This is a genomic window from Streptomyces polyasparticus (assembly GCF_014493765.1).
Taxonomy (GTDB): Bacteria; Actinomycetota; Actinomycetes; order Streptomycetales; family Streptomycetaceae; genus Streptomyces; species Streptomyces polyasparticus.
Genome location: NZ_JACTVJ010000014.1, coordinates 1 through 24,496, shown reverse-complemented (window position 1 = coordinate 24,496; position 24,496 = coordinate 1). Strand labels below are relative to the sequence as shown.

Annotated in this window: 21 protein-coding genes and 1 pseudogene; 11 read left to right on the top strand and 11 right to left on the bottom strand. The window is 71.1% G+C overall.

All coding sequences use genetic code 11. The features are described from left to right. Positions 1–100 precede the first annotated feature (100 nt). On the top strand, positions 101–2,440 hold the full coding sequence (gene afsK / locus H9Y04_RS27930; protein ID WP_187816835.1) for a protein serine/threonine kinase AfsK: 2,340 nt from the start codon (positions 101–103) through the stop codon (positions 2,438–2,440). A gap of 162 nt (positions 2,441–2,602) precedes the next feature. Here the strand turns inward: afsK and H9Y04_RS27925 are convergent, their stop codons facing one another. After that, positions 2,603–3,307, bottom strand: a complete 705-nt coding sequence (locus H9Y04_RS27925; protein ID WP_187816834.1) for a hypothetical protein — start codon at positions 3,305–3,307, stop codon at positions 2,603–2,605. Positions 3,308–3,484: 177 nt separating this feature from the next. Between H9Y04_RS27925 and H9Y04_RS27920 the strand changes: the two genes are divergently transcribed. Further along, positions 3,485–4,009 (top strand): hypothetical protein, encoded by a 525-nt coding sequence (locus H9Y04_RS27920; protein WP_187816833.1) that lies wholly within the window; start codon positions 3,485–3,487, stop codon positions 4,007–4,009. A gap of 3 nt (positions 4,010–4,012) precedes the next feature. Here the strand turns inward: H9Y04_RS27920 and H9Y04_RS27915 are convergent, their stop codons facing one another. Genes H9Y04_RS27915 through H9Y04_RS27905 form a run of 3 tightly spaced genes read right to left on the bottom strand, consistent with a single transcriptional unit; the run spans position 4,013 to position 6,387 of the window. Beyond that, positions 4,013–4,783, bottom strand: coding sequence for an enoyl-CoA hydratase/isomerase family protein (locus H9Y04_RS27915; protein WP_187816832.1), 771 nt, complete (start codon positions 4,781–4,783; stop codon positions 4,013–4,015). Positions 4,784–4,787: 4 nt separating this feature from the next. After that, positions 4,788–5,228: a Zn-ribbon domain-containing OB-fold protein gene (locus tag H9Y04_RS27910; RefSeq protein WP_187816831.1), complete on the bottom strand. Its 441-nt coding sequence runs from the start codon at positions 5,226–5,228 to the stop codon at positions 4,788–4,790. A 4-nt stretch (positions 5,229–5,232) separates the two neighbouring features. Further along, positions 5,233–6,387, bottom strand: a complete 1,155-nt coding sequence (locus H9Y04_RS27905) for a lipid-transfer protein (RefSeq protein WP_187816830.1) — start codon at positions 6,385–6,387, stop codon at positions 5,233–5,235. A gap of 140 nt (positions 6,388–6,527) precedes the next feature. Here H9Y04_RS27905 and H9Y04_RS27900 point away from each other — a divergent pair, with 140 nt between their 5' ends. Next, on the top strand, positions 6,528–8,129 hold the full coding sequence (locus tag H9Y04_RS27900; RefSeq protein ID WP_187817074.1) for a FadD3 family acyl-CoA ligase: 1,602 nt from the start codon (positions 6,528–6,530) through the stop codon (positions 8,127–8,129). A gap of 147 nt (positions 8,130–8,276) precedes the next feature. Here H9Y04_RS27900 and H9Y04_RS27895 read toward each other — a convergent pair. Continuing rightward, positions 8,277–8,639 (bottom strand): annotated as a pseudogene (locus H9Y04_RS27895) (VOC family protein); the annotation flags it as partial. Positions 8,640–8,768: 129 nt separating this feature from the next. Continuing rightward, positions 8,769–9,410, bottom strand: a complete 642-nt coding sequence (locus H9Y04_RS27890; RefSeq protein WP_187816828.1) for a TetR/AcrR family transcriptional regulator — start codon at positions 9,408–9,410, stop codon at positions 8,769–8,771. 109 nt (positions 9,411–9,519) lie between these two features. Here H9Y04_RS27890 and H9Y04_RS27885 point away from each other — a divergent pair, with 109 nt between their 5' ends. Next, positions 9,520–10,482, top strand: coding sequence for an alpha/beta fold hydrolase (locus tag H9Y04_RS27885; RefSeq protein ID WP_187816827.1), 963 nt, complete (start codon positions 9,520–9,522; stop codon positions 10,480–10,482). Positions 10,483–10,551: 69 nt separating this feature from the next. Here the strand turns inward: H9Y04_RS27885 and H9Y04_RS27880 are convergent, their stop codons facing one another. The 3 genes from H9Y04_RS27880 to afsR all read right to left on the bottom strand — a co-directional run bounded on the left by H9Y04_RS27880 (position 10,552) and on the right by afsR (position 14,271). Further along, a complete protein-coding gene (locus H9Y04_RS27880) occupies positions 10,552–10,758 on the bottom strand; it encodes a hypothetical protein (protein WP_187816826.1) in 207 nt (68 codons plus the stop codon). Between the two features lie 191 nt (positions 10,759–10,949). Then, positions 10,950–11,114: a hypothetical protein gene (locus tag H9Y04_RS27875; RefSeq protein ID WP_187816825.1), complete on the bottom strand. Its 165-nt coding sequence runs from the start codon at positions 11,112–11,114 to the stop codon at positions 10,950–10,952. A gap of 199 nt (positions 11,115–11,313) precedes the next feature. After that, positions 11,314–14,271, bottom strand: coding sequence for an SARP-family global regulator AfsR (afsR, locus tag H9Y04_RS27870; RefSeq protein ID WP_438818161.1), 2,958 nt, complete (start codon positions 14,269–14,271; stop codon positions 11,314–11,316). A 420-nt stretch (positions 14,272–14,691) separates the two neighbouring features. On the opposite strand from afsR, the gene H9Y04_RS27865 reads away from it, so the two are divergent. The 7 genes from H9Y04_RS27865 to H9Y04_RS27835 all read left to right on the top strand — a co-directional run bounded on the left by H9Y04_RS27865 (position 14,692) and on the right by H9Y04_RS27835 (position 23,602). Further along, positions 14,692–15,924: an amidohydrolase family protein gene (locus H9Y04_RS27865; protein WP_187816823.1), complete on the top strand. Its 1,233-nt coding sequence runs from the start codon at positions 14,692–14,694 to the stop codon at positions 15,922–15,924. 270 nt (positions 15,925–16,194) lie between these two features. After that, positions 16,195–16,608, top strand: coding sequence for a PaaI family thioesterase (locus H9Y04_RS27860; RefSeq protein WP_187816822.1), 414 nt, complete (start codon positions 16,195–16,197; stop codon positions 16,606–16,608). 478 nt (positions 16,609–17,086) lie between these two features. Then, positions 17,087–18,046, top strand: coding sequence for a TIGR03619 family F420-dependent LLM class oxidoreductase (locus H9Y04_RS27855; RefSeq protein WP_187816821.1), 960 nt, complete (start codon positions 17,087–17,089; stop codon positions 18,044–18,046). 55 nt (positions 18,047–18,101) lie between these two features. Further along, a complete protein-coding gene (locus tag H9Y04_RS27850; protein ID WP_187816820.1) occupies positions 18,102–18,884 on the top strand; it encodes an SDR family NAD(P)-dependent oxidoreductase in 783 nt (260 codons plus the stop codon). Between the two features lie 214 nt (positions 18,885–19,098). Further along, a complete protein-coding gene (locus H9Y04_RS27845) occupies positions 19,099–20,220 on the top strand; it encodes an LLM class flavin-dependent oxidoreductase (RefSeq protein ID WP_187816819.1) in 1,122 nt (373 codons plus the stop codon). Between the two features lie 188 nt (positions 20,221–20,408). After that, on the top strand, positions 20,409–22,148 hold the full coding sequence (locus H9Y04_RS27840; protein WP_187816818.1) for an N-acyl-D-amino-acid deacylase family protein: 1,740 nt from the start codon (positions 20,409–20,411) through the stop codon (positions 22,146–22,148). After that, positions 22,145–23,602, top strand: coding sequence for an aldehyde dehydrogenase family protein (locus H9Y04_RS27835; RefSeq protein ID WP_187816817.1), 1,458 nt, complete (start codon positions 22,145–22,147; stop codon positions 23,600–23,602). The genes H9Y04_RS27840 and H9Y04_RS27835 overlap by 4 nt, the downstream gene beginning before the upstream one ends. A gap of 112 nt (positions 23,603–23,714) precedes the next feature. Here H9Y04_RS27835 and cpt read toward each other — a convergent pair whose 3' ends face one another. Both cpt and H9Y04_RS27825 read right to left on the bottom strand, forming a co-directional pair. After that, the gene (cpt, locus tag H9Y04_RS27830; RefSeq protein WP_187816816.1) at positions 23,715–24,248 is read right to left on the bottom strand and encodes a chloramphenicol phosphotransferase CPT; all 534 of its coding nucleotides are present in this window, start codon (positions 24,246–24,248) and stop codon (positions 23,715–23,717) included. Positions 24,249–24,292: 44 nt separating this feature from the next. Next, a partial coding sequence (locus H9Y04_RS27825) for a hypothetical protein (protein WP_214661689.1) occupies positions 24,293–24,496 on the bottom strand: 204 nt, incomplete at its 5' end.

Below are 24,496 nucleotides of genomic sequence, written 5' to 3'. Positions count from 1 at the left end.
GCGTGCCGCCAGGGCGGCTCGGTGGTGAGACGCTGACGATGGGCACGAGTCCGTCGGCTCGGTGGTGTCCCACGGTCAGTTACGGGGAGGTGGCAGGCAAGTGGTGGAGCAGCTGACGCAGCACGATCCGCGCCGGATCGGGCCGTTCGAGGTGCTCGGCCGGCTCGGTGCCGGCGGCATGGGTCTGGTCTATCTCGCACGCTCGGCCTCCGGCCGGCGCGTGGCGATCAAGACGGTCAGGACCGAGCTCGCCGAGGACCAGCTCTTCCGTGTCCGCTTCACCCGCGAAGTGGAGGCGGCCCGTGCGGTCTCCGGGTTCTACACCGCGGCCGTCGTGGACGCCGACCCGCGCGCCGCCGTGCCGTGGCTCGCCACCGCCTATGTGCCCGCGCCCTCGCTCGAAGAGATAGTGAACGAGTGCGGACCGCTGCCCGCCCAGGCCGTACGGTGGCTCGCCGCCGGGATCGCCGAGGCGCTGCAGTCCATCCACGGCGCGGGCCTCGTGCACCGCGACCTGAAGCCGTCCAATGTGCTCGTCGTCGAGGACGGCCCCCGCGTCATCGACTTCGGTATCGCCTCCGGTGTCTCCAACACCCGCCTGACGATGACGAACGTCGCCGTCGGCACGCCCGCCTACATGTCGCCGGAGCAGGCCAAGGACTCGCGGTCCGTCACCGGCGCGAGCGATGTCTTCTCGCTCGGCTCGACCCTCGTGTTCGCCGCGACCGGGCATGCACCCTTCCACGGTGCGAACCCGGTCGAGACGGTCTTCATGCTGCTGCGCGAGGGCCCGGACCTCGACGGGCTCCCCGAGGAGCTGCGGCCGCTGATCCTGGACTGCATGCACATGGAAGCGGCGATGCGGCCCAGCCCCGCCGACCTCCAGGCCCAGCTCGCCCCGCATCTGTTCGCGTCCGGCTCGGACGACTCCGGTACGGCATCGGCCTGGCTGCCCGATCGTGCCACCGCGCTGATCGAGGCCCGCCGCGGCGGACGCCCGCCGGTGCGGACGCCCGCTTCCGGACGCAGCGGCGGCCGTGGCGTACCGCCGCAGCCCTCGCAGCCACCGCGTCCCGCGCCGGCGCGGGGTGACGACTGGGACGAGGCCTGGCGCCGCGGGCCCGAGCCCGACCCCTCGCCCGTGCGGCTGCCGGGTGCGCCGGTGCCGATCGGGCCCGGGCCCCGGGTGGCCGACGCGCGGCGCGAGGCGGACAAGCGCGTGGGCGCGCCCGAGGCGGCGCTCGCGGCGTCCTGGTCGCGGTCGGCGGCGGTCAACGGCGCGGAGCCCGCCGCTCCTGTGCCGCCTGTCGAACCTGCGGCCTGGCGGCCGTGGCGCTTCCGGATGTCGAACGACGTCTGGGGCACGCCGCATGTCGTCGGCGACCGGGTGTACGTCACGTCCTTCGAGGTGCACGCGCTCGATGTGGCCACCGGGCGGCGGCAGTTCAAGACCCGTGACGTGGCCTGGTCGATGACGATCACCGACGGCCGTATCCACGCCTCCGACGGGCCCACGCTCTTCGCGCTCGACGCGGCCGACGGCACGGACCTGTGGCGCTTCCCCACGGACGCCTGGGTGTACGCGCTCAAGGCCGACCGCGGCACGGTCGTCGCGGGGCTGCGCGGCGGGACCGTCCACGGGTACGAGGCCGCGAACGGCGAGAAGCTCTGGGAGATCACCGGCACGCAGACCGACTTCGAGACACCGGAGGCCGGGCCCCTCGTCCACGAGGGCACGGTGTTCCTGTGGAAGGACGCGCGGCTGCTGGCCGTGGAGGCCCGTACGGGCGTCGAGCGCTGGTCGTACCCGATCGGCGACGCGGCCTCCTGCGGCGGCGTCCCGGTCCGTCTGACGCCCGCGTCGGACGGCGCGGTGTACATCGCGGCCGGCACCCGCGTGCTCGCCATCGACATCACGTCCGGCCAGGTCAGGTGGCACTTCGAGGCTCCCGCGGTGTTCCTGTCGCCGCCCGCGTACGCGCCGGGTGCGGCGGTCACCGGCGGCGGGGTCTACCTCGCGGACTACCTGGGCACGGTGTACGCCCTGGACGCCAAGGACGGCCGCGACCGCTGGCGGATCGCCACGGAGTCCCGGTCGTCGATCGACCCGGTGCTCGTCGCCTCCGGCCATGTGCACGTGGGCGCCGGCAACGGCCTCTACACCCTCGACGCCGTCACGGGCACGCCCAAGTGGCGCTTCCAGGCGGGCGGCGAGGTCATCGGCTCCCCGGTCGCGGCCGAGGGCCGCCTCCACTTCGGCTCGGCCGACCACTGCCTCTACACCCTCGACGCGGCGGGCGGCCAGCTCCGCTGGAAGCTGGCCACGGGTGGGGAGATCACGGGGGCGCCAGTCGCGCAGGCGGGTGTGGTGTACGCGTGCAGCAAGGATCGCTGCGTGTATGCGCTGGATGCGGTGAAGGGGACGGGGACGTCTCGGTGAGCTAGGTCCTCGGGTGCGGCGGCTGCTTCTCGGGTGCGGGTCGGGTGCGGCTGCGGCGGGCTTTTCTCCCCGCCCCGCCCCTTCCCGAAACCGGGGGCTCCGCCCCCGGACCCCCGCATCCGAGCTCCGCTCGGATCTGCTCAAACGCCGCAGGGGCTGGGATCAGGACCCTTGGCCCGGAGGCTTGTGCCAGGCCGGGGGCGGCGGGCTGTCGCCCTGGTCCGCGGGCGGAACGTCCGCTTGGGGCGCCGGATCCGACTGCCACGGCGGCGGGCCCTCCGCGGGCGGCGCCGAGGACGGCTGGTCCCCGTACGCATCGGACGACGGCCGGTCCCCGTATGCACCGGACGACGGCCGATCCCCGAACGCGTCGAACGAGGACGGATCGTCCAGAGTCGGCACCGTAGAGGCGGGCGCCGGCTCCGGCGTCGGACGGACCCGCCGGGAGCGGCCCGACATGACCAGCGAGCCCAGCAGGATCATCGCCCCGCCCACGAGCGCGTTCGCCGCCCCCATGTCGAGACCGTTCCCGTCGCCGTCCACGGTGAGGGAGCCCTCGGCCTGGCCCAGCCGGACCATCCACAGGATCGCGAAGCCCATCGCCACGATGCCCGCGACCGCGAGCATCAGCCGGGAGCGCAGCGCCACGCCGCACAGCGTCACCACCGCGACGAACAGGAACGGCAGGAACAGCGAGCCGAACAGTTGCGCCTTGTCGTCCGTGACACCGTCCGCCGAGAACAGCTCGTCGATGCGGTAATCGCGGCCGAGACGGCCGTCGTACCAGGCACGGAAGGGGCTCCAGACGACGGCCGCCGCTCCGATGAGAGCGAGGAGCGATCCGAGAACGTTGCGGAGACGCTTCATCGGTTACCTCCCAAACCCGGCAAATGCGGCGCTCTCCCTCCCGACGCTACGCCGCACGACCGGGTCCCACCACCGGGCACAGCCGCCTCAGGGGCGCCCCGGAGGCGCTGTTACTGTGGCGCGCGGCCGTGCCGGGGAGCGCGGCGCTCGCTGCACACCTCGGGGGCCCTGTCAGCCATGAAGATCCGCCATGTCCGCGCCGTCGCCGTCGTGACAGTCGCGCTGATCGCCCTCACCGGCGCACGCCACTCCAGCGGCGGCGGCTGCGACGACAACAATTCCTCGGGGTCCGCCGACTCCAGAAGCGTCGGCAAATCCGACGACAGCGGCGACAGCGGCGACTCCGGCACGAGCGGCGCGACGACCGACGGCACCACGACCACGGGCGGCAGTACGACGAGCGGGCAGGGCAGCAAGCCCGCCGGCGACGATCTGAGCATCGTGTCCTGCAAGCTCACCAAGGGGCAGGCGGTGGTGCGGGTGCGCGCGGCCAACGACAGCCCGAGCGCGACGTACTCCTACTGGTACGGCGTCGAGGTCACCGGTCAGGACGGCCGGGTCCTGTACAGCGCCTATGAGGGGTTCGACTCCGTGGCCCCGAAGACCACGCAGGACGGAGGCGTCACGATGCAGCAGCATCCGGCGCCGGACACCAAGGGTGCGACGTGCGCGCTCACGGTGAAGGAGCGCACCAGGGTCTGAGGGTCACCGCAGCCGGAACCCCCGCTGCCGCTTTCCGAACAGTCCCGCCTGCTCCTCCGCCGGCAGATTCCCCGGCCCGATCAGCAGCCCGGCCTGCGCCACCGCAGCCGCCCGGGCCGGGGCGGAGGCCGCCCAGACCGCGCGGACCGTGCCCTCGACGGCCACGGGCGGATACGACGCGATGACCTCGGCCGCTGCCACGGCCGCGGCCACCGCCTCGCCCGGCGCTGTCAGCTCGGAGACCAGGCCCGTCTCGTACGCCCGCCGCGCGGAGATCCGCTCGGCCGTCCCCATCAGGGACATCCGCGCGACCTCGCCGAAGGGCATGCGCTGCGCCATGTAGATGGCCTCGTACGCGCTGACCATGCCGTAGGTCGTATGCGGGTCGAAGAAGGTGGCCCGTTCGTCCGCGACGATGAACTCGCTCTCGCCGAGGAGATAGAAGGCCCCGCCGCAGGCCATCCCGTTGACCGCCGCGATCACCGGCTTCCACAGATCGCAGGCCTTGGGCCCGATCGCGCTCATCGGCTCGTCGATCGCGTACGGCGAGGGCGGCTGCGGCACCTCCACGTCCCGGTCGATCCCCGTACAGAAGGCCTTCTCGCCGGCGCCGGTGATCACGATCGCCCGTACGGTCTCGTCGAACCTGAACTGCCGCCAGAGCGCGCTCAGTTCACCGGCCGTCGCCAGGTCGATCGCATTGTGCTTCTCGGGTCGGTCGAGCGTCACGACCGCGACCCTGGTCTCCTTGTCGCACTCCACGCGCAGGGACATCGGCTCAGCGCTCCAGGACCCACTGCGGCAGCGTGAAGTCGCCGATCTCGGCGAACACCACCTGCACCCGCGCCCCGATCTTCAGACGGGAGGGATCGACGGAGTTCAGTGGTGCGCCCGCCTCGGTGACGAGGTTGCCGACGAGGCGGATGCGCGGGGCCTCTGCGAGTTCCACGACGATCGCGTTGTACGGGGCCATCTCCGCGTAGGCCGGGAGGAGCGGCGGGTGCGGCAGGACGTACGACCAGATGCGGCCCTTGCCGCTCATGCGCCGCCACTCGCTGTCGAAGGACTGGCAGTGCGGGCAGCAGGGGCGCGGCGGGAAGCGGAGCTCGCCGCAGTCCGGGTTCGCGCAGGCCTGGATGCGCAGCTCGCCCTGCGCGGTGTACTCCCAGAAGGGCGCGCCGTCGTCGTCGACGACCGGAGTGAGCAGGGTGTCGGACATGGGATCAGCTCCTCAGGAGTACGGCCGACGTGGGGACGCCCTCGCCCGCGGTCACCAGGCAGGTGGCCGCGTCGGGGACCTGGGCGGTGGAGGTGCCGCGCAGCTGCTTGACGCCCTCGGTGATCAGGTTGAAGCCGTGGACGTACGCCTCGGAGAGCCCGCCGCCGCTGGTGTTGATGGGCAGGCGGCCGCCGATCTCCAGGGCGCCGCCCTCGGTGAACGCACCGCCCTCGCCGCGTCCGCAGAACCCATAGCCCTCCAACGACAAGGGAATCAGCGGCGTGAACGCGTCGTAGATCTGGGCCACGTCGACGTCCTCGGGCCCGAAGTCGGCCTGCTTCCACAGCTGTCGGGCCGCGGTCCACGCCGGTCCGGACAGCGGGTCGTCGTTCCAGTAGTTGACCATGCCGTGGTGCTGTGCGGGCAGTCCCTGGGCGACCGAGTGCAGGTAGACGGGCTTCTGGCGGCAGTCGCGGGCCCGCTCGGCGGAGACGACCACGGCAGCCAACGCGCCGTCCGTTTCAAGGCAGTTGTCGAAGAGGCAGAGCGGCTCGCTGATCCAGCGGGCCGTCATGTACGACTCGCGGGTCATGGGGCGCTCGTACATCTGCGCCGCCGGGTTCTGGTTGGCGCGGTTGCGGCAGGCGAGGGCGACGTTGAAGAGGTGGTCGCGGGTCGCGCCGTACTCGTGCATGTAGCGCCGGGTCAGCATGCCGATCTCGTCGGCCGGCCGAAGGAGCCCGTACGGGCGGGTCCACTGGCCGGGCGTCGGGAGCTGAACTGCCGTGTTCTTCCAGGGCCTCGGTCCCGAGCCGCGCTTGCGCGAGCGCCAGGCGACGCCGACGCCGGCCTGCCCGGTCGCGATCGCGGAGGCGAGATGGGCGAGCGTGCCGCAGGAACCGCCGCCGCCGTAGCCCACCTTCGAGAAGAAGGTGACATCGCCCGCGCCGATCGACTTGGCTATCTCGACCTCGTCGGTCTCCTCCATCGTGTACGAGGCGAAGCCGTCGACCTCGGACGGGTCGATCCCCGCGTCGGCGAGCGCGGCGAGTATCGCGCGGCAGGCCAACGTCTTCTCGGACTCGGGTAGTTGTTTCGCGAAGGGGGTCTGGCCGATCCCGACTATCGCTGTAGCGTCCTTCAGTGCCGCCGCGGCCATGGCCACCTCCGAGATCAACCGCCTGCATCCCTGCTGACAGCGGGGAAGGCTACAGCTAATCTGACGGATAGTCAGCTACTGCGGTGGGAGGGCTTGCGATGCGCGGGAACGAGCAGGTTGTACGCGGCGAAGAGCACGTCATGCGCGGCGACCTCGAGTGGGGCAGCGTGCCGGGCCTGGTGCGCGCGGCGGCCCGGCAGTACGCGTCCCTCGAGGCGGTGGTCGACGGCCGCACCCGGATCACCTACGCGGAACTCGGCGAGCGCGTGGAACGCGCGGCCGCCGCCTGCATCGCGAGCGGGGTCGAACCCGGTGACCGGGTGGCGGTCTGGGCGCCCAACTCCCTGGACTGGATCGTCTCTTCGCTCGGCGCGGTGTCCGCCGGTGCGGTGCTCGTCCCGTTGAACACCCGCTTCAAGGGCAGCGAAGCCGCGTACGTCCTGGGCCGCTCGCGCGCCAAGCTGCTCTTCATCACGGGCACTTTCCTCGGCACCTCGTACGTGGCTTCGCTGCGGCGGGCCACGGCGGAGGGCACGGGCACCGGTCCGCTGCCCGCCCTGCCCCACCTCGAGCAGGTGGTGGTCCTCTCCGACGATGCGCCGGAGAACTTCCGTACGTGGAAGGACTTCCTGGCCGGTGGGGACGCGGTCCCGGCGGCGGAGGTCTCGGCGCGCGCGGAGGGGATCGAGCCCTCCTCGCCCTCGGACATCATCTTCACCTCGGGCACGACGGGCCGCCCGAAGGGCGCGGTCATCACCCACGCCCAGACCCTGCGCTGCTACGACGTGTGGAGCGAGCTGGCCGGGCTGCGCGAGGGCGACCGCTATCTGATCGTGAACCCGTTCTTCCACACCTTCGGCTACAAGGCGGGCATCATCGCCTGTCTGACGCGCGGCGCGACGATGATCCCGCAGCCCGTGTTCAACGTGGACACGGTGCTCGCGAACATCGCCGCGGAACGCATCTCGGTGCTGCCCGGCCCGCCCACCCTCCACCAGTCGCTGCTCGACCACCCGGCCCGCTCGAAGCACGATCTGTCGGCCCTCCGCCTCGTCGTCACGGGCGCGGCGGTGGTCCCGCTGCAACTCGTCGAGCGGCTGCGGACCGAGCTCGGGATCGCCACCGTCCTTACGGCGTACGGCCTTTCGGAGGCCAGCGGGATCGTCACCATGTGCCGGCGCGGCGACGAGGCCGCGACGATCTCGGCGACCTCGGGGCGGGCGATACCCGACACCGAGGTGCGGATCGTCAACCCGGCCGGGGATCCGCTGCCCGTGGGCAAACCGGGGGAGGTCCTGGTCCGCGGCTACAACGTGATGCGGGGGTACTTCGAGGACCCCCAGGAGACGAAGAAGGCCATCACGGCGGACGGCTGGCTGCGCACGGGGGACGTGGGGCTGCTCGACGAGGCCGGGAATCTGCGGATCACCGACCGGATCAAGGACATGTTCATCGTCGGCGGGTTCAACGCGTATCCGGCCGAGATCGAGCAACTGCTCGGCCTGCACCCGGACATCGCGGACGTCGCGGTGATCGGCGTGCCGGATGCGCGCCTGGGCGAGGTCGGCAAGGCGTACGCGGTACGGCGCCCCGGGTCGACGCTCACCTCGGACGATCTGATCGCCTGGTCCCGGCGCGAGATGGCCAACTACAAGGTCCCGCGACAGGTCGAGTTCGTGAGCGAGCTGCCGCGGAACGCGAGCGGGAAGGTCCTGAAGACGGAGCTTCGGGGGCAGGGGTAGGGGCAGGTGCGCGGGCGAGCGCCGGCGGGGCGGGGGGCTTCGGGGGTGGGCAAGCGCCTGCGGGCCGGGCAGAGGCTTCGCGGGCGGGTGAGGGCTTTGCGGGCCGGGTGGCTAGGAGTCGGCCTGCGCGGCGCGGATCCTGTCGATCTCGGCCTGGCTCGGCTCGACGCAGAACTCGTTGCCCTCGGGGTCGCAGAGGGTCTGCCAGCCCCTGCCGTTCGGCCGCCGCATGTCGCTCGCGAGCGTCGCGCCGAGCGCGATCAGCCGCTCGACCTCTTCGTCGCGGGTGCGGTCGGTGGGCTGGATGTCGAGGTGGACGCGATTCTTGATCGTCTTGCCCTCGGGGACGGTCACGAACAGGATCGTGTCCCCTGCGTGCTCGACGATCGCCTCGGGATCCCCCGGATTGTCCTCGTCACTCAGCTTCCCGCCGAGCGCCTCGGCCCAGAACTGGGCCTGGCTGTAGGGGTTGTGGCTGTCGATGGTGATGTGGCGGATGCGTGAGGTCATCAGGGCATCCTGATGGGCGCGGGCGGCGGGGGCAATGGGATTTCGGGGCGGGTGCGCAGGGGAGCGCGGGGGTGACGGGATGGCGCGGCGGGTGCGTGGGGGAGGGCGGGCGCGTTCGGTCTCGCGCGCTCAGTCCCGGGGCCAGGCCCGCATCGCCGCCGCCGCGACCGACTCGAGCGCCTCCTGCGACGCCCCGTCGCAGGCCTGCTGGTTCATGCCCTGGACGACCGCCGCGTAGAACGTGCCGAGCGCTTGGGCGTCCGTGCCCGCCGGCAGCCGTCCGTCCTCGACGTCCCGCCGGATCCGTACCGCGATCGCCTCCTTGGTCGCCTCGCGCAAGGCGCGCAGCTCGGCCTTCACCTCCTGTGCACCGGGTCCGCAGTTCGCCGCCGCCGTGATGATCAGGCAGCCGGGCGGATGGGAGGGGTCGGTGTAGTCGGCGGCGAGGTGGTGCAGCATCTCCTCGATCGCGGACCGCGCGTCCGGGCCGTCCGGCAGCTGCCGCCCGTGCCCGCGCCGGTAGAGCCGCACCGCCTCGCCGAACAGCTGCCGCTTGTCGCCGAAGGCCGCGTACAGGCTGGGCGGGTTGATCCCCATGGCCTTGGTGAGCGAGGCGATCGAGGTCGTCTCGTAGCCGTACGTCCAGAACTCCCGCAGTGCCACGGCCAGTGCCTCGTCCCGGTCGAAGGCGCGGCGGGAGCGGTGATGGGCGCGGTGCGGAGAGGCCTCGGGGGAGCGCCCGGGGCTTTCGGGTGCGCGGTTCGGTGGCATGGGGGCATCGTACCCGGGGATCTGTAGCGGTCACTAAAGATGCTCTGTTACGGTCTGGCTCGTCGGCCTTTAGCGATCGCTAAAGCAGCCTGTGATCCAGGAGAGAGCCATGACCACCGCACAGTCCGCTCAGCCCGGCCAGTCCGCTTCCGCTCGGTCCGGCCAGCCCGCCCAGTCCGCTCAGCCTGCTCAGCCCGGCCAGTCCGCTTCCGCTCGGTCCGGCCAGCCCGCCCAGTCCGCTCAGCCTGCTCAGCCCGCCCAGGCTGGTCAGTCCGCTCAGCCCGGTCAGTCCGCTCGGTCCGCTCCGTCCGGCCTCTATGCCCGGACGGTTCGCGGCTCCGGCCCGGGGCTGCTGCTCGCGCATGGCGCCGGGGGCGGCATCGAGGCCAACTACGGTCCGATCCTGGACGGGCTCGCGGCCCGGCACACGGTGGTCGGCGTCGACTATCCGGGCGCGGGGGACACGCCGCTTGCCGGACATCCGCTGTCGCTGGACGAGTTGGCGGACCAGCTGGTCGCGGCGGCGGACGCCGAAGGCCTCGACACCTTCGCCCTGTCCGGCTACTCGCTCGGCGGTCCGGTGGCGGTGCGGGCGGCCGTGCGCCACCCGGAGCGTGTGCGCGCGCTGGTTCTCAGCGCCACCTTCGCGCGTGCGGACACCCGTACCGAACTGGCCGCCAGGATCTGGCAGGAGCTCCATGCGTCGGGCCGGCACGAGCTGCTCGCGCAGTACCTGACGCTGCTCGCGTTCAGCGCCCCTGCCCTCAACTCCCTTGCGCCGCAGCAGGTCCAGGACGCTGTCGCGCAGGTGGCGCCCACGATCCCGGCGGGCACCGGCGCCCAGGTCGACCTCGTACGGCGGGCCGACGTGAGCGGGGAACTCGCGGCGATCGCGGTGCCGACGCTCGTGATCGTCACCGCGCAGGACGAGCTGGTCGCGCCGGCGCTCCAGCGGGAGCTCGCGGCGGCGATTCCCGGTGCCCGCGTGGCCGAACTCGCCACGGGGCACCTGCCGTTCGCTGAACAGCCCGCGCGGTGGCTGGAGTTGATCGAGGGGTTCCTTGCCGGGTGAGGGGGTGCCGGGGGCGCGCGAAGGCCCGGGCGGTGTGCCCGGGCCTTCGCGCGTGGAGTGCTGGTCGGGTCAGCCTGCGTGGCTGTCGAGCGGCGTGGCGCCTGCGTGGCTGTCCAGGGGTGCGGTGCCTGCGTGGCTGTCCAGGGGCGTGGCGCCCGCGTGGCTGTCCAGCGGCGTGACGATGGTCGCGTGCTCGTCGGCGAAGGCGGGGCCCGCGATACCGCTGAACACGGTGGCGATGGCGAGGGTGGCGGCGACCTTCTTTGCGCGGTTCATCCTGGCTCCTGGCTCGTTGCGGATCTCCAACGGCAAGGAGGCTAGGGCGAATACGAACTGGAGTGCGACAGATTGAAGTGTTCACGCCATAGATTGGCGTGAACTGTGCGCTTTCTCCGGAAATGCGTCGGCCGCGGCAGTGGGCTCCCCCTCCGCACTGCCGCGGCCGATCCCCCGTAAGGAGTGAGTTTCTAGACTTCCTCGGAGCTCGCGTGCTCGTCCTGCGGCGACGGCGCACTCGCGTGCTCATCGGTCGGCTTCGGCGAACTGGCGTGCTCGTCCAGCGGCTTGGGCGCGCTTGCGTGCTCGTCGTCCGGCTGGGCTATGACGGGCTCGGTGGTCTTCTCGTCGCTCATGTGCGTGGCTCCCCTGAGTACGGACGGTGACGCCAACCGTCCGGCGACTCCCCCGAGGACCGCCGGACGGTTGGCAATGGGCCGCTCACCTTAGTGCGCGGCTCTGTGGTTGATCCGTCTGCCCCCCGACGCGACGGATCGACCCCCAAAGAGTCCCGCGCGGCGATAAACGATTGATGAACGGCCTGTCCGGGCCCTGCTACGCGGCCGCGACCGTGGACAGAAGCTCCTTGACCTCAGCCGTCTCCGGCGAGCCCAACTGCTCGAAGAGCGTGAGGGCTTCGTACCAGCAGGCACGGGCGCGCACGGTCTGCCCGATGCCGGACAGCGCCCGGCCCAGGACCGTCAGCATGGTTCCGCGCCGCCACTCCCCACCGATTCCGCGCAGCGCCATGGCCTGCTCCGCGTGGGCCGCGGCCTGGGCCGGACGGCCGGCGGCGAGATGGGCTTCCGCCATGCGGTAGTGGACCATCCCCTCCCACAACGGCTGTCGGCTCTCGCGGAAGGTGCCTGATGCACCGGTGAGTTCGGCCAGCGCCTCAGCCGGGCGGCCGGCGCGGGTGAGCGCCATACCGAGCGCGTACCGGGCATTGGCAATGCGCAGCAGCGCACCGAGGTCCGCATAGATCTGCACGCCTTGGCGGGCGAGCTCGACGGCGCTCTCCGTCTGGTCGAGCTCCAGCTGCACCCGCGACAGGTTGCACATCGCGCTGGCCTCGCCCGGCGCGTTGGAATCGGCGCGGAACGCGGAGATGGCCTCGCGCAGACAGGATTGCGCCTCCTCGTACCGGTGCTGGTAGAGGGCGATGATGCCCAGCTGGTTGGGCACCCGGCTGAGCACGACCGGGTCACCGACGGTCCGGCCGAGTTCATAGGCGCGGACGGCTGCTCGCTCCGACTCGCCGAACCTTCCGCCGACGCTGAGCACATGGGCGAGAAACGTGCGGGCGCGGGCCTCGGCCGGAGCGTCCCCCGACAGTGCGGCCGCGTCCGCCACCGCGACGGCCGCCGCCTCGTACCTGCGTGCGTTGACGCCTGATTCGGCCAGGTCCACCGCTGCCATCAGGAGATCCGCGGCCCGACGGGACATGCCGCCACCTGCGGACTGCTGCACACAGGCCAGCAGGCATCCTGCTTCGGCGAACAGCCAGTCCAGGGCCTTGCCGCGGTCCTTGAAGCGGAGCCCGGAGCCACCCGTGCGCGAGAGGTGGTCCACCAGGCGATCGCCCGGGCGCTCGATCGCGTACACCGCAGCGGCGGTGGCCAGGTAGAAGTCGAGCAGCCGTGACAGGGCGGCGGTCCGCTCGCTCGGCGGCTGCTCGTCGCGCTCGGCGCAGGAACGCGCGTAGAGGCGTACGAGATCGTGGTAGCGGTAGCGGCCGGGCGCTGCGGATTCGAGGAGAGAGGTGTCCACCAGGGATTCGAGGAGGTCCTCGGTCTCGTCCTGCGGCAGGTCGAGGACGGCCGCGGCCGCGGCCAGCGAGATGTCGGGGCCGTCCGCGAGGCCCAGCAGCCGAAAGGCCCGGGCCTGGGCCGGCTCCAGCTGCCCGTAGCCCAGCTCGAAGGTGGCCGTGACGGCGAGGTCGCCGGCCCGTAGTTCGTCCAGCCGTCCTCGCTCGTCGGCGAGCTTGGCCGCGAGGACCGAGACGGTCCAGGTACGCCGCGATGCCAGGCGCGATGCGGCGATACGGATGGCCAGCGGCAGGAATCCGCAGGCCGCGACGACGTCGAGTGCAGCCTCGCGCTCGGCGGCGACACGTTCCTCGCCGACTATCCGCGTGAAGAGCAGGAGCGCCTCCTCCGGGGACATCACATCCAGGTCCACCAGGTGGGCGCCCGCGAGGTCCACCATCCGGTTGCGGGAGGTGACGAGCGCCGCGCACCCGGGAGCGCCCGGCAGCAGCGGGCGGACCTGCGCCGCGTCGCGCGCGTTGTCGAGGAGCACGAGTACCCGCCGCCCGTCGAGCACCGACCGGAACAGCGCCGCCCGCTCGTCCAGCGTCTCCGGAATCGAGGAGTCGGGCGTGCCGAGCGCTCGCAGAAAGGCCCCGAGAACCGTTTCGGGTTCCGCGCACCGAGGGCCTGCGCCCTGCAGGTCGACGTACAACTGTCCGTCGGGGAAGTACACCCGGGCCGCATGCGCGACGTGTACGGCGAGGGTCGTCTTGCCGACTCCGCCGATGCCTGCGACGGCGCTGACGGCCATGACTCTGCCCTCGGCCGTCGAGAGCACCTCGCTGAGCTCCGTCACGAAGGATGCGCGGCCCGTGAAGTCGGCGACCGTGGCCGGGAGTTGGGCGGGTTTCACGGACGCGGCCGCCGGCTGCGCCAACGGCGCCGCCGGTTCCGCGAGGCCCGGGTCCGCCTGGAGTATTCGCTGGTGCAGCTCGGCGAGACCCGGGCGTGGGTCGACGCCCAGTTCCTCGGCGAGGAGGCGGCGCGTGTCGTCGTACACCGCGAGCGCCTCCGCCTGGCGTCCGCTGCGGTAGAGGGCCAGCATCAGCAGCTCGCGCAGCCGCTCCCGCAGCGGGTGCGCGGCGGTGAGCGCCGTCAGCTCCGAGACGGCCTCCGCGTGGCAGCCCTGCTCCAGGTCCATGTCGAGGCGGGCCTCGAGGATCTGCAGCCGCCACTCCTCGATCCGGGCGCGCTGTGTCTGCGCGTACGGGCCGGGGACATTGGCGAGCGGTTCGCCGTCCCACAGGCCCAGCAGCTTGTTGATCAGCGCCCGCGCCTGGCACAGATCGCCCGCGCCGCGCGCCTGCTCGGCCTCCGCCCACAGCTCCTCGGCGAGGGTGAGGTCGAGCGCGTCGCCCGTGTACCGGATCGCATAGCCGCCGGCCTCGCTGGCCAGGGAGTCGGGGCCGAGGATCTTGCGCAGCCTGGAGGCATACGTACGCAGCGCGGCCAGCGCCTGCGACGGCGGCTCCTCGCCCCAGATGCCATCGATCAGCTCGGCCGCCGTGGCCGTGCGCCCCTGGCGCAGCAGCAGCGCCGCGAGCAGGGCGCGCTGCTGCGGCGACCCGGTCGGCAGCGGATCACCACCGCGCCAGGCGCGCACGGGTCCGAGCAGGCCGAACTGGAGCGGTGTCGTGATTTGCGGTGCTTCTGACACTTCTGACACTTCTGACACTTCAGGTGCTTCCGGTGCTCCCGTGATGTCCGGTGCCTCCGTGACGCCCGGCGCTCCAGTGACGTCCGGTGCCACCGTGACGCCCGGTGCCCCCGGCTGTCGTGAACTGCCCTGCGCCTGCGCCTGTCCCTGCGACGCGGCCCCCGGGCGCCGCTGGGCCGGCACGCGCGGTACACCGTCCATCGTGGTCCCCCTGGCCCCTGTTATGCCCCGATTTGGGTAACTCCCGTCAGGTGGGCGGGAGTCGCCTGGACCAGTCTGCCTTGGCGGGGTGTGGGGGCGCAGCCCCCACACCCGCGATTAGCTCACATCCCAAAAACATCCACGCCCACCACACTTGGCCCCGGGGGTCCGGGGGCGGAGCCCCCGACTCTTGAACGCCCACCCCCAAAGGATGCCCCGTCCAGAGAGCTGACGATCCGTCAGATACCAGCTACCGTGGTGAACATGGAGACCTTCCCGAAGATCATCTCGGTGGACGACCACACGGTTGAGCCCCCCAACGTCTGGCGGGACCGGCTCCCGTCCAAGTACCAGGACATCGGCCCCCGGATCGTACGAGCGCCCCTGAAGGAAATGACCTTCCTCGGCGGCAAGTTCGCACCGGTGATGGGCGCACCCGGAGACGACGGGCCGATAGGCGACTGGTGGGTCTACGAGGACCTGCACCGCCCCCTGACCCGACTCGACACGGCCGTCGGCTACTCCCGCGACGAGATCAAGCTCGAGGTCATCACGTACGAGCAGATGCGGCCCGGATCGTTCAGCGTGCCCGAGCGGCTCGCCGACATGGACGTCAACCACGTCCAGTCCGCCGTCTGCTTCCCGACCTTCCCGCGCTTCTGCGGCCAGACCTTCACCGAGGCCAAGGACCGCGAACTCGGCCTGCTCGGCGTGCGCGCGTACAACGACTGGATGGTCGAGGAGTGGTGCGGGCCCGACGCCAAGGGCCGGCTCATCCCGCTGACCCTGATCCCCTTGTGGGACGCGCGACTTGCCGCCGAGGAAGTGCGGCGCAATGCCGCGCGCGGGGTAAGGGCCGTCGCCTTCTCCGAGATACCTCCGCACCTCGGCCTCCCGTCGATCCACACCGACGAGTGGGACCCGTTCCTTGAGGCGTGCAACGAGACCGGCACGGTCATCGCCATGCACATCGGCTCCTCGTCGAAGATGCCCTCGACCTCCGCGGACGCCCCGCCCGCCGTCGGCTCCACGATCACCTTCGCCAACTGCTGCTTCTCGATGGTCGACTGGCTGATGAGCGGCAAGTTCGAGCGCTTCCCCAACCTCAAGATCATGTACGCGGAGGGCCAGATCGGCTGGATCCCGTACATCCTGGAGCGCGCGGACGTGGTCTGGGAGGAGAACCGGGCCTGGGGCGGTGTCGCGGACAAGGTGCACCGGCCGCCGTCGGAGCTCTTCGCCGAGCATGTCTACGGGTGCTTCTTCGACGACGCGTTCGGGCTGCGCAACCTGGATGACATCGGCGTGGACAACGTCCTGTACGAGACCGACTACCCGCACTCCGACTCGACTTGGCCCAAGTCGAAGGAGGTCGGCGAGGCGCAGATGGGGCACCTGGCGCCCGATGTGGTCGACCAGCTGGTGCGCGGGAACGCGATCAAGCTGCTCGGGCTCACGGAGGACGGGCTCTGGGGGCCGTCGGCGCCCAAGGTGTAGGGCGGCGGGGGCGGTGGCTGTGGGGGTGGTTGTCAGTGGGGCTCGGTAGCCTGAGAAGGGCTTCGGCCCCCGGGTGGGCGGGGACTGTCCGGGCACCAGCGTGCACAGCTCCGGCCGCCACACCCCTCAGTCGGTGGGTTGCGTGGGCTCGGCGGCCCGGCGGCTCGGCGGCCGGCAGGCCCGGCAGGCCCCGCGGGTTCCGCGGGTTCCGTGGGCAGGGAGTGAGCATGCGGAGGTTCTGCGCCGCCGGGCGCAGGGGAGAACCTCCGCATGACTCTCACTCCCGCGGACGCCGAGAAGGTACTCGCCGCCAACTTCGCCCCCTGGGTCCTCGACCTGGGCCTCACCGTCGTCGAGACCGGCGAGCGGCACGCGGTGCTGCGGCTGCCGTGGTCGGCGCGGCTCGCCCGTGAAGGGGGCGGGATGTCCGGGCAGGCGCTGATGGCCGCGGCGGACACGGCGACCGTGATCGCGGTGGCGGCGGCGCGCGACGGATTCGTACCGATGACGACGGTGCAGCAGTCGACCAGCTTCCAGCGCGCGGTCGTCGACGCCGATGTCCTGGTGGCGGCGCGGATCACCAAGCTCGGCCGCAGGATGGCCTTCGCCGACATCACCATGACGGCGGAGGGGGAGAGGGAGGCGGCGGCGCGGGCCAGCACCGTGTACGCGTTGCTGGGCTGAGTCGTTGCTCGGCTGAGTCGTCGAGTCGCCGAGCGGTCGAGTCCCGGAGCTGTCGAGCCCCCGACCTGTCGAGTCGCCGAGCGGTCGAGTCCCGGAGCTGTCGAGCCCCCGACCTGTCGAGTCGCCGAGCGGTCGAGCCCCGGAGCCGCCGAGCCCCCGACCTGTCGAGTCGCAGAGCGGTCGAGTCCGGAGCCGCCGAGCCCCCGACCTGTCGAGTCGCCGAGCGGTCGAGCCCCGGAGCTGCCGAGCCCCCGACCTGTCGAGTCGCAGAGCGGTCGAGTCCGGAGCCGCCGAGCCCCCGATCCGTCGAGTCGCCGAACGGTCGAGTCGCCGAGGTGCGTCCGGCTGAGGTGGGCTGGGCCCCGGCGGGGGCCCAGCCGGACCCGGCTGTTGTCCCCGCTCTTGTCTGATGAACCGTCAGGTACCACGATGTGCCGGTACCTGGACGTGACGGTTCGTCAGATAAGGGGAGTCCGGCATGGCGCACCAACCCGGCACGACGTACGAACAGGGGCGGCTGGTGTACGGGATGCAGCTCCCGATCCAGTCGCAGAGCACCATCTTCGCCGAGGCCTGGGAGCCGGACGCGACCGTGGCGGATCTCGTCGAGATCGCGCGCACCGCCGACCGTTCCGGCTTCGCCTACATCGCCAACTGCGACCATGTGGCCATCCCGCGCCGCCTCGCCGGTGCGATGGGCACGACCTGGTACGACCCGGTCGCCACGCTCTCCTTCCTGGCCGGCGTGACCGAGCGCGTGCAGCTGCTCACCCACGTCGGGATCGTGGGTCTGCGGCATCCGCTCGTGACCGCCAAGGCGTACGCGACGCTCGACCATCTCTCCGGGGGCCGGCTGATCCTCGGCGTCGGTGCGGGGCATGTCGAGGAGGAGTTCGACGCCATCGGAGTCGACTTCGCCGGGCGCGGCCGCGTACTGGACGAGACCGTCGACGCGCTGAAGGCCGCGCTCGGGCAGGAGGAGTTCCCCGAACACCGGGGTGAGCGCTTCTCGTTCAGCGGGCTCGGGCAGCGGCCGCGCCCGGCGCAGGAGCGGGTGCCGCTCTGGGTCGGCGGCTCCTCCCCGGCGGCGGTGCGCAGGGCGGCGACCAAGGGGGACGGCTGGCTGCCGCAGGGTGATCCGCGGACCAAGCTCCCCGCGCAGATAGCCAAGTTGAAGCAGCTGCGGGAAGCGGCAGGGATCGAGGAGCCGGTCGTGATCGGCGCCATCGCCGAGCCGCTGTACGTGGGTGAGCCCGACTGGGACACCGGCAAGTGGACGCTCACGGGCAAGGCGGAGGCGCTCGCCGAGTCACTGCGGGAGTTCAAGGCGATCGGCGTCCAGCAGATCCAGGTCCGCTTCCGCAACCGCAGCCGCGCCGAACTGACGGACCAGATGGCGGCGTTCGGCGCGGAGGTCGCGCCGCTGCTCAACGACTGAGCTTCTCGAAGCCGCCGCACTCTTTCCTCCGGAATCCCGAACAAGGAGACCCCACATGGGCAAGCTCGACGGACGTGTCGTACTCATCACCGGTGCCGCGCGCGGCCAGGGCGAGCAGGAGGCCCGGCTGTTCGCGGCGGAGGGCGCGCGGGTCGTGCTCGCCGACGTGCTCGACGACCAGGGCCAGGCGGTCGCCAAGGAGATCGGCGACGACGCGATCTACGTGCACCTCGACGTCAGCCAGGAGGACCAGTGGCAGGCCGCCGTCGCGGCCGCCAAGGGTGCCTTCGGCAAGGTCGACGGGCTGATCAACAACGCGGGCATCCTGCGGTTCAACGCCCTGGTCGACACCCCGCTCGAAGAGTTCATGACCGTCGTCCAGGTCAACCAGGTCGGCGCGTTCCTCGGCATCAAGACCGTCGCGCCGGTGATCGGCGAGGCCGGCGGCGGCACAATCGTGAACACCGCTTCGTACACCGGCCTGACCGGCATGGGCGCGGTCGGCACGTATGCCGCCACGAAGCACGCGATCGTCGGGCTCACGCGGGTCGCCGCGCTGGAGCTGGCCGGCATGAACATCCGGGTCAACGCGGTCTGCCCGGGCGCGATCGACACCCCGATGTCCAACCCCGCCCAGCTCGACCCGGATGTCGACCAGGAGGAGATGAGCGCCGCGCTCGACGAGCTGTACCGCAAGCTCGTGCCGCTCGGCCGCGTGGGCAAGGCCAAGGAGGTGGCCGACCTGGCGCTGTTCCTCTCAGGGCCCGACTCCGCGTACATCACCGGGCAGCCGTTCGTCGTGGACGGCGGGTGGCTCGCCGGGGTGAGCGTCATCTGAAGCCGCTTCCTGACGGGCCGTCAGTATTGACGGTCCCGTCAGGTGGTGGAACAGTTCGAAGCGCCCGATCTGACGATGCGTCAGAAAACGGCGCCATGTCGCAGAACGATGCCGCGTCGCAGAGCGACGCCGCGTCACAGAGCGACGCCGCGCCGGAATGCGACGCCGCGCCGGACACCGATGAGGACGACCAACACGAGGACGGTGAACCTCCGTGGAATTCGGGATATTCGTGCAGGGTTACGTGCCCGACACCCGACGGGCCGTCGATCCGCAGGCCGAGCACCACGCCCTGATGGACGAGACCGAGTACGTCATCCAGGCGGACAAGTCCGGCTTCAAATACGCCTGGGCCTCGGAGCACCACTTCCTCGAGCAGTACTCGCACCTCTCCGCCAACGAGGTCTTCCTCGGCTATCTCGCCCACGCCACCGAACGCATCCACCTCGGCTCCGGCATCTTCAACCCGCTCGCGGCGGTCAACCACCCGGTCAAGGTCGCCGAGAAGGTGGCCATGCTCGACCATCTCTCCAAGGGGCGCTTCGAGTTCGGCACCGGACGCGGCGCCGGCTCGCACGAGATCCTCGGCTTCCTACCGGGCATCGACGACATGAACGCCACCAAGGAGATGTGGGAGGAGACCATCGCGGAGTTCCCCAAGATGTTCCTCCAGGAGGAGTACGAGGGGTTCCAGGGCAAGCACTGGTCGCTGCCGCCGCGCAAGGTCTTCCCCAAGCCGTACGGGAAGTCGCATCCGGCCATGTGGTACGCGGCCGGATCCCCGACCTCGTATGCGATGGCGGCGAAGAAGGGGCTCGGGGTCCTGGGCTTCAGTGTGCAGCGCGTACAGGACATGGAGTGGGTCCTGGAGCAGTACAAGGGCGCCATCACCGAGGCCGAGCCCGTCGGTGACTTCGTCAACGACAACGTGATGGTGACGACCACCGCGATCTGCGCCGAGACCCATGAGAAGGCCGTCCAGATCGCGATCAACGGCGGCCTCAACCGGCTGCAGTCGCTCGTCTTCTACTACCACGACACCTTCCCCAAGCCCGAAGGCCTGCCCGTCTGGCCGGAGATGCTGCCCGAGTTCAACGAGGAGATCGTCGAACTGCTCATCCAGGAAGAGCTGTTGGTCTGCGGCGATCCGGACGAGGTGCTGCAGCAGTGCAAGCGCTGGGAGCAGGCCGGGGCCGACCAGCTCAGCTTCGGCATCCCGGTCGGAGTGCCCAAGGAGGAGGTGCTGACCACGCTGAAGCTCGTCGGCGAGCACGTGATCCCGAAGATCGACACCGATCCGGTGCACCGGACCACGAGGTTCCGGCAGGCGGCATAGGCAGCACGCCGGCTGTACGGGAGAGCGGGGTGGTGCGTCTTCCCGGACCGCATCACTCCGTACGAACCCGGCCGGGTTCCCGCACGGTGGCGGCCACACCGGGCGGGTCCCGGCCGGGCACAGCCACGTAAGCCCTCAGCACACCCACGTACGTACGCAAGAACGCACCGCACCCGAAGGGAACCGTCATGCTCGACCACCTGATCAAGGGCGCGACCGTAGTCGACGGCACCGGCGCCCCCGCACGCGCGGCGGACGTGGGGATCCGGGACGGCCGGATCGCCGTGATCGCCGAGCCGGGAACGATCACCGAGGAGGCGCGGACCAGCGAGGACGCCACCGGCAAGATCCTCTCGCCCGGGTTCGTCGACCCGCACACCCACTACGACGCGCAGCTCTTCTGGGACCCGTACGCCACCCCGTCCCTCAACCACGGCGTCACCACGGTCGCCGGCGGCAACTGCGGCTTCACGCTCGCGCCGCTCAACCCCGCGCGGCCCGAGGACGCGGACTACACGCGCCGGATGATGTCGAAGGTCGAGGGCATGTCCCTGGTGGCCCTGGAGGAGGGCGCGCCCTGGAACTGGTCCAGTTTCGGGGACTACTTGAACGCCCTCGACGGCCGTATCGCCGTCAACGCCGGTTTCATGGTGGGGCATTGTGCGATACGGCGCTACGTCATGGGTGAGGACTCAGTGGGCGGACAGCCCACCGAGGAGCAGATGCAGCAGATGCTGGACCTCCTCCACACCGCGATGGACGAGGGCGCGTGGGGCCTGTCGACCACCCAGTCCTCCACGCACTCCGACGGCAACGGAAAGCCGGTCGCCTCGCGGCACGCGAAGCCGGCCGAACTCCTCGCCCTGTCGAAGGCCGTCGGCGAGCACGAGGGCACACAGCTGGAAGCGATCGTGGCGGGCTGCCTCGACCAGTTCAGCGACGAGGAGATCGACCTCTTCGTGGAGATGAGCGCCGCCGCGGGCCGCCCGCTCAACTGGAACGTCCTGACCATCGACGCGGCCGTCCCCGAACGCGTCCCGCGCCAGCTGATCCCCTCCGAGCGCGCCCGCAAGGCCGGCGGCCGGATCGTCGCCCTGACCATGCCGATCCTCGCGCCGATGAACATGTCGCTCGGCACGTTCTGCGCCCTCAACCTCATCCCCGGCTGGGGCGAGATCCTCGGCCTGCCGATCCCCGAGCGCATCGAGAAGCTCAGGGACCCCGAGGTGCGCGCGGAGATGCTCAAGCGCGCCGACTCCAAGGAAGCGGGCGTCTTCCGGCGGCTCGCCAACTTCGGCCGCTACGTCATCGGGGACACGTACTCGAAGGAGAACGAGGGCCTGAGCGGCCGCATCGTCAACGACATCGCGGCCGAGCGCGGCCAGGACGCCTTCCAGTGCCTGGTCGAGATCTGCGCCAACGACGAGATGCGCACCATCCTCTGGCCGATGCCGACCGACAACGACCCGGCCTCCTGGGAGCTGCGCAAGCAGGCCTGGGAGCACGAGGACATCATGCTCGGCGGCTCGGACGCCGGCGCCCATCTGGACCGTATGTGCGGAGCCCCGTACACCACCCGCTTCATCGGTGACTGTCTGCGCGGGCGCAAGCTGACCAGTCTGGAGAAGGCGGTGAAGATGCTCACTGACGACCCGGCCCAGCTGTTCGGTCTGATCGACCGCGGCCGGATCCAGGAGGGCTACTTCGCCGATCTGGTCCTGTTCGACCCCGAGAAGATCGCCGCAGGGAAGGCCACGCTGGTCCACGACCTGCCCGGCGACAGCCCCCGCCTCGACTCCAAGGCCATCGGCATCAACGCCGTCTGGGTCAACGGTGTCGAGGCCATCCGCGAGGACGTGGTGACCGGTGCCGTACCCGGCAAGGTCCTGCGTTCCGGCCAGGACACCAGGACGGTGAGCACGAAGTGACCGATGGTCAGCGCCTGTTCATAGGCGGCGAGTGGGTCGAGCCCGATGCCGGCCACTATGAAGTGATCAACCCGGCTACCGAGGAGGTCGTCGGGCTCGCCCCCGAGGCGTCCCGCGCGCAGGTGTACGAGGCGGCCGCGAAGGCGCGCGAGGCCTTCGATACGTGGTCGCGGACGACGCCCGAGGAGCGGGCGGCCGTGCTGCAGAAGGCCGCGGACTACATCCAGGACCACGTGGGCGAGTTCGCCGAACTCGCGCGCGCCGAGACGGGTGCGACCACCGGGACGGCCCGCGGGATGCAGGTCGCCGTCGGTACGGCGCGCTTCAAGCGGTACGCGAAGGGGGCCCTCGAACCCGTCGAGCACGCGCTGCCGCCGCAGATCAACGAGGCGGGCCCGATGGGCAAGGCGGGCGCGTTCGGAGCGCTCGAGGTCCGCCAGCCGGTCGGGGTCGTCACCTGCATCACCTCGTACAACAATCCCTGGGCGAACCCGGCGGGCAAGGTGGCCCCGGCGCTCGCGATGGGCAACACGGTCGTCGTGAAGCCGGCGCCCCAGGACCCTTTGTCCGTCTACAAGATGGCGGAGGCGCTGGAGGCGGCCGGTGCGCCCCCGGGCGTTGTGAACGTGGTCTCCGGTACGGCGGTGGAGGTGGGCCAGGCGGCCGTCGACTCCCCGGATGTCGACATGGTCAGCTTCACGGGGTCGACCTCCGTGGGCCAGGCGATCGGCGAGGTGTGCGGCCGCGGCATGAAGCGCCAGCTCATGGAGCTCGGCGGCAAGGGCGCCGCGATCGTCTTCGAGGACGCGGACCTGGACGCGGCGATGATGGGCATCGGCACGACGTACGCCTTCTACAGCGGCCAGATCTGCACGGCCCCGACGCGCGTCCTCGCCCACCGTTCGGTCTACGAGCAACTCCTGGAAAAACTGGTCCAGTACATCGGCTTCATGAAGGTCGGCGACCCGGCGGTGCAGGGCACGGTGGTCGGCCCGGTGATCTCGGCGGCCCACCGCGACCGCATCGAGTCGTACATCGAGCTGGGCAAGAAGGAGGGCGCCCGGCTCGTGGCGGGCGGCGAACGCCCCGCGATGGACAAGGGGTTCTACGTCGCCCCGACCCTCTTCGCGGACTGCACCAACGACATGCGGATCGTCCGCGAGGAGATCTTCGGCCCGGTCGTGGTCGTCGTCCCCTTCGACGACGAGGAAGAGGCCGTCCGCCTCGCCAACGACAGCGACTACGGGCTGCTCTCGTACGTCTGGTCCGGCGACGTGGCCCGCGCCTTCCGCGTCGGTCGCCGGCTCAGGTCGGGCGGCGTGGGCATCAACACCATCGGCCGCAACATGGAGGCCCCGTTCGGCGGCTTCAAACAGTCGGGCGTGGGCCGCGACTGCGGTTCGTACGCACTGGCGGCCTACAGCGAGCTGCAGTCGGTGGTGTGGACGACCTGAGATGCCGCGGCGCGGGCGGGGGCCGACTCCCGGCCACGGCATCCGCCCGCGCCGCCTCATACGGAGCCGCCTCATACGGAGCCGCCTTGTACGGAAGGTTCCGGGCGGGCGCTCAGCCGACGTGCGCGGCGATGCGCTTCGCGCAGGCCAGGGACTCGGTGTGCGTGGTGTCCACCTCGACGTCGTAGCGCACGCCTTCGTGGACCGTCTCCGCCTGCAGCGCGGCCATTCCCGGGGTGCGGTCCCCGCGCGCGATCTCACGGCCGGCCGCGACCGTGCGGTCGCACCGGACGCCGACCCACAGCGTGGGTACGTCGCCCAGCGCTTCGCGCCAGGACTCCTGTGATGCCGCGGCGCCCAGGAAGACATCGTCGATGATGATCCTGGCGCCCGCACGCGCCATCGCCACCACGCCCTCCGTCCAGGCCGCCTGCAGCGCGCGGAACTCCCCGCCCACATGGACGCTGCCGTCGTCGGCGAACTCGATCCCGCCGTCGGCACCCTGCATCCTCGCGGGCAGCGCGTCGACGAACGAGTCGCAGCCGAACGCCAGCCACTGGTCGGGCAGCACGGACTGCAGGCACCGCACGATCCCGGACTTCCCGGAGCTGGAGCCGCCGTTGAGGATGATCACCTGGGTCGCCATCGGGCCAAGGTGGACGGCCGGTCACGGCGGGACCACTGGATTCATCACCGGAGCAGGGCTCGCGCCTCCTCCAGCGCACCCCGCAGCGCTCCGGAGAGCCTGCGTCCCTCTTCGGCGGAGACCAGGTGGCTCTGCCAGGCACCGACGGACTGCCAGCCGTGACCGGTCAGCGGGGGGGTGCCCCTATGTGTTTGGTCAAGGTCCAAGGCCGCTAGGTTCGTGCGGTCGAGGGCGGGCCGAGTCGTAGG